Origin of the sequence: Pseudomonas sp. WPR_5_2, from assembly GCF_003634475.1 — a bacterium.
GTDB lineage: Bacteria > Pseudomonadota > Gammaproteobacteria > Pseudomonadales > Pseudomonadaceae > Aquipseudomonas > Aquipseudomonas izuensis.
In genome coordinates, this window is record NZ_RBLA01000001.1 from 641,653 (window position 1) to 654,944 (window position 13,292).

The window sequence follows — 13,292 nt, forward strand, 5'->3', positions numbered from 1 at the left end:
CTACTCTCCACCAAGATCGGAAAAGGGTTTGAGCCCACTCAATAACCCGTACAAACCATGCAACGGCACGGTGAGCCAGGTGGGGCGATTCTCTGCCTCATAGGCCACTTCATACGCTGCCTTCTCCAGGCCGAACAACGCCAGCGCGGCGTCCTCGCCCTCAGGATCTTGCCATGCATGGCCAAGCGTAGCTGCCGATTGCCGATAAGCGACCACAAATGCATGTTTTGCTTCATTTAAATAGCGATCGGCAACGCGCTGGCGCGCGGCTTGCACGCCCTCGGTGTTGTCGACGTTGTGCACGTTGATCGCCATCGCTGCCGCATAGTCGAACGAGCGCAACACGCCGCTGACATCCTTGTACGGACTGTGCTTGCCCCGTCGCTCATGCAAGGGTCGCGCCGGCTCGCCTTCGAAGTCGATCAGATAGGCATCGCCCTTGATCACCAGCACCTGCCCCAGATGCAAATCGCCATGCACGCGTATGCGCAAACCGCCTGCCGTCTGTTTCGCCAATGCCTGCACATGGCTGAGGATGGCTTTTTTGTTGTCCAGTATTTTGCTGACCAGCTTTTTGTCCGCCGGGTTCAGTTCGGTTTGATGCTGTTTAAGCAGCTTCAACGCGTGCTCGATTTGCGCCGCCACATCCTTGGCCACCCCAAGCGCATCCTTTTGCGTGGTGACGTGCGGATCGAAGTCCGGATTGTCGCTCGGTGCCGCCAGCACCTGATGCATTTCCCCCAGGCGCTGGCCGAGCATGCCAGCGAAATCTTTCAATTCGCCCAGTGCGTTGTAATGCTGCTCCTGCTCCGACATGGCGTCCGCCAATTCATCGCGCAACGCCCGTTCCAGGTTGTTCTGCGTCCATTCCCAGGCATCGCCCTGATTGCTCAGGTAGCCTTGGGCGATCATCAGCAGGTTGTCTTCGCCGGCCGCATCGCGGCGAACCACCGAACCCAGCAGTGGTGAAATATGGCGGAAACCGGCGTTGGTGAGGTACGCGCTCATCTCCAGCTCAGGGTGAACGCCCGACGCAACCTTGCGGATCAGCTTCAGCACCAGGCTGTTACCGACCACCACCGAGCTATTGGATTGTTCGGCCGACAGATAACGCACCTCCGACTCCGCCGTCAGGCCCAGCCGGGCCAGCTCGGCGGTCGGTTCGAAACGGATCTCGCCGCCATCGGAAGGCAATACCGTGCTGTTGTGCATACCCTGCAACACCGCTCGGATAAAATTTTCCAGGCTGAAGGCATCGGTGATCAAACCGACCTGCGGCCCGCGACGCACCCTTGAAAGGGCAAGCTGTTGCGGCAGAGCGGTGCCGACCTGGTCTTCGGCAATGAAGCCGAACGGCAACTGGTAACGGCTGGTCTGGCCGGCGCTGGTGACTTCGATTTCACTCAACAACACCGGGTGTTGTGCATCACCGAAACGCACACCGTAGGCCAGGTTGACCTGTTCGATGGCCGCGTCCTTGCCGGCGAACCAGCGGCGGTTTTGCAGCCAGTTCGGCAAGATGTCCTGCTCCAGCGTGTGGCGTGACGGCACTTCGAGCAACTCTTCCATGCGTTTTTTCAGCACCAGCGTGGTGAAGTCCGGCAGGCTTTGCGCCGGCTCCACGTGCCAGCTCGGCATCTGGTTCTCGGCGGCAAGACCGAACCAATAGAACCCATAAGGCGCCAGGGTCAGCAGGAAACTCAACTGGCCGATGGGCGGGAAGGCGTTACCGCCGAGCATCTCCACCGGCACCATGCCGACATACGCCGCCAGGTCCAGCTCTACGGCTTGCGCACTGCGCGAGACGTTGGCCACGCACAGAATGATTTCGTGTTTGCCATCCGCTGCGGTGTACTCGCGGGTATACGCCAACACCCGGCGATTGGTCGGCGAGAGCATTTTCAAGGTGCCACGGCCAAACGCCTTGGATTGCTTGCGCACCGCGAGCATGCGCCGCGTCCAGTTGAGCAGCGAATGCGGGTCGCCGGCCTGGGTCTCGACGTTGACCGACAGGTAGCCGTATTGCGGGTCCATGATCGGCGGCAGCACCAGGCTGGCCGGATCGGCGCGGGAGAAGCCGCCGTTGCGGTCGATGGACCATTGCATCGGCGTACGCACGCCATCGCGGTCGCCGAGGTAAATGTTGTCGCCCATGCCGATTTCATCGCCGTAATACAGGGTCGGCGTGCCCGGCATCGACAGCAACAGGCTGTTGAGCAGTTCCACGCGACGTCGGTCGCGCTCCATCAACGGCGCCAGGCGCCGGCGAATCCCCAGGTTGATCCGCGCCCGACGGTCGGCTGCGTAGTAATTCCAAAGGTAATCGCGCTCCTTGTCGGTGACCATTTCCAGGGTCAGTTCATCGTGGTTGCGCAGGAAAATCGCCCACTGGCAATTGGCCGGGATCTCCGGGGTCTGACGTAAAATGTCGGTGATCGGAAAGCGATCTTCCTGGGCCAACGCCATGTACATGCGCGGCATCAGCGGGAAGTGGAACGCCATGTGGCACTCGTCGCCGTTGAGGCCCTTCTTGTCGGTATCACCGAAATACAATTGCGTGTCTTCCGGCCATTGATTGGCCTCGGCCAGCAGCATGCGGTCCGGGTAATTCGCATCGATCTCGGCGCGGATCTGCTTGAGGACGTCGTGGGTCTCCGGCAGGTTTTCGTTATTGGTGCCGTCGCGCTCGATCAGGTAGGGAATGGCGTCCAGGCGCAAGCCGTCGATACCCATGTCGAGCCAATAGCGCATCACCGACAGCACGGCCTTCATGACCTGCGGGTTATCGAAATTCAGGTCCGGCTGGTGCGAATAGAAGCGGTGCCAGAAGTACTGGCCGGCCACCGGGTCCCAGGTCCAGTTGGACTTTTCGGTGTCGAGGAAAATGATCCGGGTGCCGTCGTATTTTTGATCGTCATCCGACCACACGTAGAAATCCCGGGCCGCCGAGCCTTTCTTGGCCTTGCGCGCACGCTGGAACCAGGCGTGCTGGTCGGAGGTGTGGTTGATGACCAGCTCGGTGATTACCCGCAAACCACGCTTGTGCGCCTCGGCGATGAAGCGCTTGGCATCGGCCATGGTGCCGTAGTCGCTGTGAACGCCACGGTATTCGGCAATGTCGTAGCCGTCGTCGCGGCGTGGCGAGGGATAGAACGGCAGGAGCCAGATGGTGTTGACGCCGAGGTCGGCAATGTAATCGAGTTTGGCGATCAGGCCTGGAAAATCGCCGATACCGTCATTGTTGGAGTCGAAATAGGATTTGACGTGGACTTGATAAATGACCGCGTCCTTGTACCAGAGCGGGTCCTTGATGAAAGTGGCTGCCTTGGGTTTCTTCGCCATTTGAAACTCCTGCTCAATTCGAAAATGCCGCTGAACCGGTGCCCCCTGTGGGAGCGAGCCTGCTCGCGAAGAGGGAGTGTCAGTCACCGCTGATGTTGACTGTCCTGCCCCCTTCGCGAGCAGGCTCGCTCCCACAGGGTTTTGCGCTTATGGGGTAATGCGCCAAATCCCGAACGGCTGATACGCCGGGTCGATCCGCATGAATTGGTACTTGCCGTGCCAGGTCCAGCGATGGCCGTTCATCAGGTCCTCACCGTGGGTGCTGGCGTCATCGGGCAGACCCAATTCCCACAGCGGCAATTCGAAATTCGCTTCCTGCGGGTTATGCGGGTCCAGGCTGATCGCCACCAGAATGAAGTTGCTGCCATCGGTACTGCGCTTGCCGAAGTACAGGATGTTGTCATTCCAGGCGTTGTAGATTTTCAGCCCCAGGTGCGTGTGCAGGGCCGGGTTCTGCCGGCGGATGCGGTTGAGCTGGGCGATCTCGGCAATGATGTTGCCCGGCGTGGTGAAGTCCCGCGGGCGGATCTCGTACTTCTCCGAATTGAGGTACTCCTCCTTGCCCGGCACCGGTGCCGACTCGCACAGCTCGAAGCCCGAATACATGCCCCACAAGCCGGAGCCCATGGTCGCCAGCGCCGCGCGAATGAGAAAGCCGGGGCGACCGGACTCATGCAGGAAGGCCGGGTTGATGTCCGGCGTATTGACGAAGAAGTTGGGTCGGTAGCACTCGCGCCACGGCGATTCGTTGAGCTCGGCGAAATACGTCGCCAACTCGTGCTTGGTGTTGCGCCAGGTGAAGTAGGTGTAGCTCTGGGAGTAACCGACCTTGCCCAGCCGCGCCATCATCGCCGGCGTGGTGAAGGCCTCGGCGAGAAAGATCACGTCGGGGTACAGCGCCCGCACATCGGCGATCAGCCATTGCCAGAACGGCAGCGGTTTGGTGTGCGGGTTGTCGACGCGAAACAGCTTCACACCCTCCAGCACCCAACCAACGACGATGTCACGCAATTCGACCCACAGGCTGGGTATCGCCTCGACCGCATAGAAGTCGACATTGACGATGTCCTGGTATTTCTTCGGCGGGTTTTCCGCGTATTTGATCGTGCCGTCCGGACGCCAGTTGAACCAGCCCGGATGCTGCTGCAACCAGGGGTGGTCCTGGGAGCACTGAATGGCAAAATCGAGAGCAATTTCCAGGCCGTGATCCGCTGCCGCCGCCACCAGTCGACGAAAGTCTTCGCGGCTACCCAGCTCCGAATGAATCGCCTCGTGCCCGCCTTCGGCGCTGCCGATGGCATAGGGGCTGCCGGGATCGTCCGGCCCCGCCGTCAGGGAGTTGTTCGGGCCCTTGCGATAGCTGCGGCCAATGGGGTGGATCGGCGGAAAGTACAGGACGTCGAAGCCCATGTCCTGAATCATCGCCAGGCGCGAATGCACATCATTGAACGTGCCGTGCCGTGCAGGATCGTCGGTGATCGATCGCGGAAACAACTCATACCAGCTGGCGAACTGCGCGAGTTTACGCTCGACATCCACCGGGTATTCGGGACTCAGGCTCAGGTAAGCATGATGGTCGGCCTGGGCCATCAATTCGGCGCTGCGTTGGTGCAAAAACAGGGCGACCTGCTCGGTTTCCAGCAGGCTGGACAGTTCATGGTGCAGCGCGGCCAGTTGTTCGCTCAATGGCCCTTCCGCCCTTTCGGCGGCTTGTTGAACCTGAAGGCGACCTTCCTGCAGCTCCAGGCTGACGGGCACGCCGGCCAGGTGCTTCTTTTCCAGCTCGTATTGAAAGCTGGCGAACAGGTCGATCCAGGCTTCGAGGCAGAACACATAGCGGCCCTGCTGCTCGACGCGGAACGCACCTTGCCAGCCGTTATTGCCCAGATCGGCCATGACTTCGCTGTGCCAGACCTCCTCGCCCTCGGGACGCCAGCGCACGCGAACCGCGAGTTTGTCGTGACCGTCGGCAAACACCTTGCTGGTCACCACCACATCCTGGCCCACCACGGCCTTGACCGCGAACTGCCCGCCTTCAAGGGTCGGCATCGTGTTTTCGATCACGATGCGCGGCAGCAGCAACGCCTGCGACAGCGGAATGTGCGGGTTGTAGCTCAACTCAGTCGGTTTTTCAGCCGTCATCGAGCATCTCTCCTTCACGCCCCAAGGACGCTCTTGTGTCTGATAGTCATCCACATCGGTAGATCCCTCGCCGAATGAACTCACTTAGGTTCCGAGCGACACCCGCCGGCAAAAGTTCATCGCCAATTGACCGGAATCAAATCCTTTGCAAAGGGGTCAACCAAATTAAGCACGACTCACGCCATGTGCCACTGGAGACTTGAACAATGACCAATCCATTCCCGGCCGAAACACCCGACCCGAACATCGACAGCCCCGTAATCCCGCCGACCGACCCGCAACCGGTGCCCGAGCAGGACCCACCCGGCACCCAGCCACCACCAAGGGAAGAACCACCGACGACCATGCCGCCGGTCATCGTAAATCCCTGACCCAACATATTCCCTGTAGGAGCTGGCTTGCCAGTGAAAGACCCAAACTCCGCCCCTGTGGGAGCGAGCCTGCTCGCGATGGACGTCAACGATAACGCGCCCATTCTGAATGACCGCGTTACCCGAAGGTTTTTCGCTGGCAAGCCAGCTCCTACGAGGGGTCGTGGTCTTTTTCGAGTATTTTTACGATTTTTGGCATGACGCTGAAAATCGCCAACGCCAGAAACGCACTGAACACCGCCGTCGCCTCCCTGCCCAACCCGGCGGATACGCCGATGGCGGCGGTCATCCACAGGCCGGCGGCGGTGGTCAGGCCTTTGACGTGGCCTTCGTCGCCCTCGTGGTTTTTCAGAATGGTGCCGGCCCCCAGAAAACCGATCCCGGCGATCACGCCCTGCACCACCCGGCTCATGGCATCGGCCTGGGAACCGGACATTTGCGGTACCAGCACAAACAGCGCCGCGCCCAGCGCGACCAGCATGTGGGTACGAACCCCTGCGGCCTTGCCCTGGTGTTCGCGTTCGAAACCGAGAATGCCGCCCAGCACCGCCGCCATCAGCAGGCGCACGGTGATGCGGGTCAGTTGCGAGGCATCACCGATATCGGCGAACTCCGCTTGCAGGGTCTCCCAGACTTCATGCCACCAGGCGTTCATGGTGCTGTCCTTGTGAAGGGCCATGGAGGATGGACCCCGCCGACCATTAATCGGTTGCACAGAACGATAGCCAGTGCTGCTCCCCTAATGTTTAACCCGTCGCAAAAAAGGCTCACGTCATGCCCGTACGCATCGAGAACCAGACATGCTTCTTTATCACCGCAAATGGCGAGGAAATTCGCCTGTGCCCCGATGTGACCATCATCACTGACGAGACCAAGGCCATGTCAGCGGTGGACCTCAATGGCCAGCGCATCTACATCACCGAAGCAGAGGCCGACGCATTGACCGTAGCAGGCGCGGTGGACGGTCGCCGGCACTTGAAGGCCTCGAGCAGTGATTCGGTGATTTGACTGATCCGGATCAACAACGCCCGCAAGCGCCTGAGATAGGCATTTGCGTCCCGCCGGGACAGGTGCTTCAACTTGTCGCATGCCGGGCCGCAACAGCCATCTGATCCGGTTTTTATTGCAATACCTGAGTCTGTTATGCAATCAGATCGGCGCTCATAGTGCTCATGCCTGATGGAGGCTGATGAGCGAAAGACCATGAGCGAGAGAATCCCCGTCCGAACCGTAGAAACCTTTGAACCTTCACGCCCGAAGAAGATGAAGGTCAAAACCAGCGACAACCTGATCCACACCCGCAGCTTTACCGGCCTGTTTCGTACCCTGCGCATCAGCGGCGCCGGCTTCCTGTTCCTGTTGTTCTTCGGCACCGTGTGGTTGAACTGGGGCGGCCGCCAGGCGGTGCTCTGGGACCTCTCCGAAAGCAAATTCCACATCTTTGGCGCGACTTTCTGGCCACAGGATTTCATCCTGCTCTCGGCATTGCTGATCATCGCCGCGTTCGGTCTGTTCGCGATCACTGTGTTCGCGGGACGCGTGTGGTGCGGCTACACCTGCCCGCAGAGTTCCTGGACCTGGATCTTCATGTGGTGCGAGAAAATCACTGAGGGCGAACGCAATCAGCGCATCAAGTTGCAAGCCGCCCCCTGGGGCCTGAACAAGCTGATGCGCCGCTCGGCCAAGCACACCTTGTGGCTGGCGATCAGCCTGCTGACCGGCCTGACCTTCGTCGGTTACTTCACGCCGATCCGCCCGCTGGCCGAAGAACTGCTGACCTTGCAGATGAGTGGCATCAGTCTGTTCTGGGTGCTGTTTTTCACCGGTGCCACCTACATCAATGCCGGCTGGCTGCGCGAAGCGGTGTGCATGCACATGTGCCCCTATGCGCGGTTCCAGAGCGTGATGTTCGATAAAGACACCCTCACCATTTCCTACGATGTAGCGCGGGGCGAAAACCGTGGCCCGCGCAAGCGCGAAGTCAAACCAGCCGAAGCCGGACTGGGCGATTGCATCGACTGCCAGCTGTGCGTGCAGGTCTGCCCCACCGGTATCGACATCCGCGACGGCCTGCAGATGGAATGCATCGGTTGTGCGGCATGTATCGACGCCTGTGATTCGATCATGGACAAGATGGGCTACGAGCGCGGGCTGATCAGCTACACCTCGGAGCACCAGTTGCAGGGCGGCAAGACGCGCCTGTTGCGGCCACGCCTGATCGGCTACACCGCCGTGCTGCTAGTAATGATCGCCGCGCTGGTGGTTGCGCTGATGCAGCGGCCGATGGTGTCGCTGGACGTGAGCAAGGACCGTGGCCTGTTCCGCGAGAACAGCCAGGGGCAGATCGAAAACATCTACAGCTTGAAGGTCATCAACAAAACCCAGCAACGCCAGGACTACCGCCTGACCCTGGTCGACGGCGACGGCTTCCAGTTGCAAGGCAGGACCGAGTTGAGCCTGGCGCCGGGCGAGATTGTCGACGTGCCGGTGTCGGTGGCGATGACCACGGATCGGCCGGCCAGTAGCTCGCAGGGCATCAGTTTCAAGATCGTCGACAGCGATGAGCCGGGCGTTTTCAGCGTCGCGAAGAGCCGGTTTGTTGCGCCGATGAATCGTTGATCCCTTAGACTGCGGTGCTGCCATTCGCGAGCAGGCTCGCTCCCACAGGAAATGCGCTGCCCTTGTGGGAGCGAGCCTGCTCGCGAATGAAGGCAACTCGGTCTTCCAGAATGAAATCAATCCGGACCAAAGATGAAACGCTACGAAAAATTCGCCGACGACATCGCTGAACTGATCCGCTCCGGCGTCCTCGGCCCCGGCCAGCGCGTGCCGTCGGTGCGCTATGCCAGCCAGACCTACGGGGTCAGCCCGTCCACGGTGTTCCAGGCCTATTACCTGCTCGAACGCCGTGGCCTGATCCGCGCCCGCCCGCGCTCCGGTTACTTCGTCAACGCCCATGCACCACGGCCGTTTTCCGAGCCGGTGATCAGCAGCCAGGTCAATGAATCGACCGAGGTCGACGTCAGCGAACTGGTGTTCTCGGTTCTCGACTCGATCAAGGACCCGAACACCGTGCCCTTCGGCTCGGCGTTCCCCAGCCCTACCCTGTTTCCGCTGCAACGGCTGTCGCGCTCACTGGCCAGCGCCAGCCGCGAAATGGACCCGCGCATGGTGGTTACCGACATGTCGCCGGGCAACCCGCAACTGCGCCGGCAAATTGCCCTGCGCTACATGGTCGGCGGGCTCATGCTGCCAATGGAAGAACTGCTGATCACCAACGGCGCCCTGGAAGCGCTGAACCTGTGTTTGCAAGCCGTGACCCAACCCGGCGACCTGGTGGCCATCGAAGCCCCGGCGTTCTATGCCTGCCTGCAAATTCTGGAGCGGCTGAAGCTCAAGGCCGTGGAAATCCCGGTGCACCCGCGTGACGGCATCGACCTCGGTGTCCTGGCGCAAACCCTTGAACGCCATCCGATCAAGGCCTGCTGGTGCATGACCAGTTTCCAGAACCCCATGGGCGCGACCATGCCCGAGGCCAAGAAGCAGGAGCTTGTCGAGCTGTTGCGCCGTCATCAGGTGCCGCTGATCGAGGACGATGTCTACGCCGAACTCTATTACGGCCAACAGGCGCCGAAGCCGGCCAAGGCATTCGATACCGAAGGGCTGGTGATGCACTGCGGCTCTTTCGCCAAGAGCCTGGCCCCTGGCTACCGCGTCGGCTGGGTTGCCGCCGGGCGCTATGCGCAGAAAATCGAACGTTTGAAGCTTATGACGTCGCTGTGCGCGTCCATGCCGGCCCAGGCCGCCATCGCCGATTACTTGCAACACGGCGGCTATGATCGGCACCTGCGCAAGCTGCGCTATGCCCTGGAAGAACAGCAAAGTGCCATGCTGTCGGCCATCGCCCGATATTTCCCGGCGGACACCCGCGTCAGCCAACCGGCCGGCGGTTACTTCCTGTGGCTGGAGCTGCCGGCGCAGATGGATTCGTTGAAGTTGTTCCAGATGGCACTGGCGCAAGGCATCAGCATCGCACCCGGGCCGATTTTCTCACCGACCCGACGCTTCAGGAATTGCATCCGGTTGAATTACGGCAGCCCATGGGACGAAGCGGCGGAAAAGGCGATGGAGACGTTGGGGCGGATTGTGCGGTCGTTCTGAGGGTTCTTTGTCGCTTGATAGATCGCAATCGCGAGCAGGCTCGCTCCCACAGGGGCAAGCGGTCAACTGTGGGAGCGAGCCTGCTCGCGAATAGGCCAGATGCAGCCATGCAAACCTGGAGTCCTACCGCCCGCCCCCGAGATCAACAAAAGTCCCGGTCGCATAGGACGCCTTGTCCGATAACAACCACACAATCGCCTCGGCCACTTCATCCGGTCGCCCGCCACGGGCCATGGGGATTGCCGATTCCAGCTTGCTGACCCGATCCGGATCGCCGCTCAGCGCATGGAAGTCGGTGTAGATGTAACCCGGACGCACCGCATTGACGCGAATCCCCTCGCCCGCCACTTCCTTGGACAAGCCAATGGTGAAGGTGTCGAGCGCGCCCTTGGAGGCGGCGTAGTCGACATACTCATTGGGCGAACCCAGGCGCGCGGCGACCGAGGAAACGTTGACGATGCTGCCACCCTGCCCGCCGTGCTTGGGCGACATGCGCAGGATCGCGTGCTTGGCGCAGAGTACCGGCGCCAGCACGTTGGTCTTGAGGATTTTCAGAATGCGGAATTCGGACATTTCGTCGACCCGGGACTTGTGCCCCACGGTGCCGGCGTTATTCACCAGCGCCGTGACCCGGCCCAGTTCGGTGTCCACCCGGTTGAACAGCGCGATCACCTCGTCTTCGATGCTGACATCGGCGCGCACCGCAATGGCTTGCGCACCCAGGGCACGGACTTGCTCCAGCACCCGTTGCGCCGCCTCTTCATCAGACTGGTAGTTGATGCAGATCCGATAACCAAGTTCTGCGGCCAACAGGGCTGTGGCGGCACCGATGCCGCGACTGCCGCCGGTGATGACGATGACTTTTTCCATGCAGGCTTTCCCCGTTTCAAGCGTAAGCGGTCGGGGGGAAGAATAACCGGGCTTTTTGGTTTTTGCATGAAGCGGTGGTGACTTTGCCGACGCCTTCCCTGTAGGAGCGAGCTAGCTCGCGATGGACGTGAACGATAATGCGTAAAACCAGATGCCCAGCGGCGCCCTCGGGTTTTTCGCGAGCAAGCTCGCTCCTACAGCGATGAACGATAACGCGGTCTGTCAGGCCAGCGCCAACTGCTCCGAACGGTGAATTTCCACCATGAAACGGTCAGCCGGCAAGGGATGCCCGAGCAGGTAGCCCTGCAACGAGTTGCAACCGAGCTGGGTCAGGAAGTCCTGCTGGACATCGGTTTCCACACCTTCAGCGACGATCCGCAGGCCCAGCGCCTGGCCCAGGGCAACAATGGCGGAAACGATGGCGGCATCATCGCTGTCACGTTCCAGGTCACGCACGAAGCCACGGTCGATTTTCAGTTCGTTGGCCGGCAGGCGCTTGAGGTACATCAGGCTCGAATAGCCGGTACCGAAGTCATCGATGGACAGGTCGACGCCCATTTCCGACAGTTCCTGCAGGACCGTCATACTGGCATCGGCATCGCTCATGGCGGTGGTCTCGGTGATTTCCAGGGTCAGGCTGTTGGCCGGCAGCTTGTGCGTGGCCAGCGCCTTGGCGACGCTCTGCACCAGACCGACATGGCAGAACTGCAACGCCGAAAGGTTCACCGCGATCCGCCAGTCGGTGTAGCCCAACACGTACCATTCACGCATCTGCCGGCAGGCTTCGTTGAGCACCCAGTCACCGATCGGAATGATCAGCCCGGACTTCTCCGCCAGCTCAATGAACTTGTCCGGCAGCAGCATGCCCTGGGTCGGGTGTTCCCAGCGCAACAAGGCTTCGGCGCCGACGGGTTGACCGTTGTTGGCGTCGAACTTGGGCTGGTAATACAGACTGAACTGCTGTTGTTCAACGGCGTTGCGCAGGTCTTGCAGCAGTTGCAGCTGCTTGCGTGCGTTACCGTTCATCGAGGCATCGAAGAAGCTGTAGCCGTTCTTGCCCCCGCCCTTGGCGTGATACATCGCGGCGTCGGCGTTCATCAGCAGTTCATGGGCGGTCTGGCCGTTTCCAGGGTAGAGCGCAATGCCGACACTGGCGGAGATTTGCAAATCGTGTTCGGCGACGCGGAACGAACGCGCAATCAACCCGACCTGCCGCGCCGCCAGGTTCATCGCGTCATTCTGCTCGCTCAGTTGCACCAGCAGCACGAACTCATCGCCGCCGATACGCGCCAAGGTGTCCTGGCTGCGCAGTTCCTCGCGCAGACGCAGGCTGACTTCACGCAACAGCTGATCGCCCATGTGGTGCCCGAACGCATCATTGACCGGCTTGAAGCCATCCAGATCGATGAACATCAACGCAAAACAACCACCCTCGGCGTCCACTCTGGACATCGCCTGATCGATGCGGTCGGCCAGCAGCACGCGATTGGGCAGGCCGGTCAGCGTGTCGTGCAAGGCCAGTTGGGTCAATTCGCGGTTAGCCTCGGTCAGTGACAAGGCCAGGCTGGCGGTGCGGGCTTCGAGCCGCGCATCGAGGATCGAGGTCAGCAAGGCGATGCTCAGCACGGCCAGGGTGGTGATCAACACCAGGTTGTCCAGGCCGTTGCCGTTCAGACCGTTGCTGGCCGCGCCACAAAAACTGCCATCGGGAAAGCGTGCCGCCGCCATGCCGGTGTAGTGCATGCCGACGATGGCAATGCCCATGATCACCGCCGCACCGCCGCGGATCAGCCGTACATGGGGCGTGTGCTGACGCAGATGGAACGCGATCCATAGCGCCGCCCCGGACGCGCCGACCGCAATGAGCAACGAAGCGCTGAAGAGCGTGGGGTCGTAATCGATACCGGGTTGCATGCGCATGGCTGCCATGCCGGTGTAATGCATGGCGCTGATTCCCGCGCCCATGGCCAGTGCCCCGAACGCCAGCTGAAAGGCCGGCAATTGCGGCTGGCTGACCAGCCACAGGGCGAAGCCGCAGGACAGGATACCGATCAACAGCGACAGCAGCGTAAGGGAGACATCGTAGCCAAGGTCGATCGGCAGTTTGAACGCGAGCATGCCGATAAAATGCATCGACCATACGCCGACGCCCATGGCGAAAGCACCGCCCGCCGTCCATAGATGCACGGCACGCCCCTTGGCGGTGGCAATGCGCCCGGTCAGGTCGAGCGCAGTGTATGAAGCGAGTATCGCTACACACAGCGAGATAATTACCAGCGTGGGGGAATAACTACCGATGAGCATAAGACGTCTCGCCACCGCCCCCCGTACTGCTTCCTTTCTCGGTGGGGCAAATCGGGCGATTGTACTGATTCCGCCATTGAACGCACTGAAAAAGTAATCATT

Annotated in this window: 9 protein-coding genes; 4 read left to right on the plus strand and 5 right to left on the minus strand. The window is 60.9% G+C overall.

From position 1 onward, the window contains the following. Window positions 1–3,342 (minus strand): maltose alpha-D-glucosyltransferase, encoded by a 3,342-nt coding sequence (gene treS / locus BJ917_RS02810; RefSeq protein WP_096511157.1) that lies wholly within the window; start codon window positions 3,340–3,342, stop codon window positions 1–3. A 147-nt stretch (window positions 3,343–3,489) separates the two neighbouring features. Further along, window positions 3,490–5,484, minus strand: a complete 1,995-nt coding sequence (locus BJ917_RS02815) for an alpha-1,4-glucan--maltose-1-phosphate maltosyltransferase (protein ID WP_121101698.1) — start codon at window positions 5,482–5,484, stop codon at window positions 3,490–3,492. A gap of 206 nt (window positions 5,485–5,690) precedes the next feature. Here BJ917_RS02815 and BJ917_RS31955 point away from each other — a divergent pair, with 206 nt between their 5' ends. Continuing rightward, complete coding sequence (locus BJ917_RS31955; RefSeq protein ID WP_172901600.1) at window positions 5,691–5,855, plus strand: hypothetical protein; 165 nt, start codon at window positions 5,691–5,693, stop codon at window positions 5,853–5,855. Between the two features lie 151 nt (window positions 5,856–6,006). Here the strand turns inward: BJ917_RS31955 and BJ917_RS02820 are convergent, their stop codons facing one another. Beyond that, window positions 6,007–6,510: an MgtC/SapB family protein gene (locus BJ917_RS02820; RefSeq protein ID WP_121101702.1), complete on the minus strand. Its 504-nt coding sequence runs from the start codon at window positions 6,508–6,510 to the stop codon at window positions 6,007–6,009. Between the two features lie 119 nt (window positions 6,511–6,629). Here BJ917_RS02820 and BJ917_RS02825 point away from each other — a divergent pair, with 119 nt between their 5' ends. The 3 genes from BJ917_RS02825 (at window position 6,630) to mapR (ending at window position 10,016) form a co-directional block, all read left to right on the plus strand. After that, window positions 6,630–6,863 carry a DUF3203 family protein gene (locus BJ917_RS02825; RefSeq protein WP_096511151.1) on the plus strand — a complete coding sequence of 78 codons (234 nt, stop codon included), beginning with the start codon at window positions 6,630–6,632 and terminating at the stop codon, window positions 6,861–6,863. Between the two features lie 195 nt (window positions 6,864–7,058). Further along, the gene (gene ccoG / locus BJ917_RS02830) at window positions 7,059–8,474 is read left to right on the plus strand and encodes a cytochrome c oxidase accessory protein CcoG (protein WP_096511149.1); all 1,416 of its coding nucleotides are present in this window, start codon (window positions 7,059–7,061) and stop codon (window positions 8,472–8,474) included. 132 nt (window positions 8,475–8,606) lie between these two features. Then, window positions 8,607–10,016: a GntR family transcriptional regulator MpaR gene (mapR, locus tag BJ917_RS02835; RefSeq protein WP_096511147.1), complete on the plus strand. Its 1,410-nt coding sequence runs from the start codon at window positions 8,607–8,609 to the stop codon at window positions 10,014–10,016. A 123-nt stretch (window positions 10,017–10,139) separates the two neighbouring features. On the opposite strand, the gene BJ917_RS02845 is transcribed toward mapR, so the two are convergent. Continuing rightward, on the minus strand, window positions 10,140–10,886 hold the full coding sequence (locus BJ917_RS02845) for an SDR family oxidoreductase (RefSeq protein ID WP_096511145.1): 747 nt from the start codon (window positions 10,884–10,886) through the stop codon (window positions 10,140–10,142). A 222-nt stretch (window positions 10,887–11,108) separates the two neighbouring features. Beyond that, window positions 11,109–13,190: a bifunctional diguanylate cyclase/phosphodiesterase gene (locus BJ917_RS02850; RefSeq protein WP_121101705.1), complete on the minus strand. Its 2,082-nt coding sequence runs from the start codon at window positions 13,188–13,190 to the stop codon at window positions 11,109–11,111. Between the last annotated feature and the right edge of the window lie 102 nt (window positions 13,191–13,292).

Coding starts and splice junctions, on each gene's coding strand:
- treS (WP_096511157.1), bottom strand. CDS start 3,342: ATGGCGAAGAAACCCAAGGCAGCCACTTTCATCAAGGACCCGCTCTGG.
- BJ917_RS02815 (WP_121101698.1), bottom strand. CDS start 5,484: ATGACGGCTGAAAAACCGACTGAGTTGAGCTACAACCCGCACATTCCG.
- BJ917_RS31955 (WP_172901600.1), top strand. CDS start 5,691: ATGACCAATCCATTCCCGGCCGAAACACCCGACCCGAACATCGACAGC.
- BJ917_RS02820 (WP_121101702.1), bottom strand. CDS start 6,510: ATGAACGCCTGGTGGCATGAAGTCTGGGAGACCCTGCAAGCGGAGTTC.
- BJ917_RS02825 (WP_096511151.1), top strand. CDS start 6,630: ATGCCCGTACGCATCGAGAACCAGACATGCTTCTTTATCACCGCAAAT.
- ccoG (WP_096511149.1), top strand. CDS start 7,059: ATGAGCGAGAGAATCCCCGTCCGAACCGTAGAAACCTTTGAACCTTCA.
- mapR (WP_096511147.1), top strand. CDS start 8,607: ATGAAACGCTACGAAAAATTCGCCGACGACATCGCTGAACTGATCCGC.
- BJ917_RS02845 (WP_096511145.1), bottom strand. CDS start 10,886: ATGGAAAAAGTCATCGTCATCACCGGCGGCAGTCGCGGCATCGGTGCC.
- BJ917_RS02850 (WP_121101705.1), bottom strand. CDS start 13,190: ATGCTCATCGGTAGTTATTCCCCCACGCTGGTAATTATCTCGCTGTGT.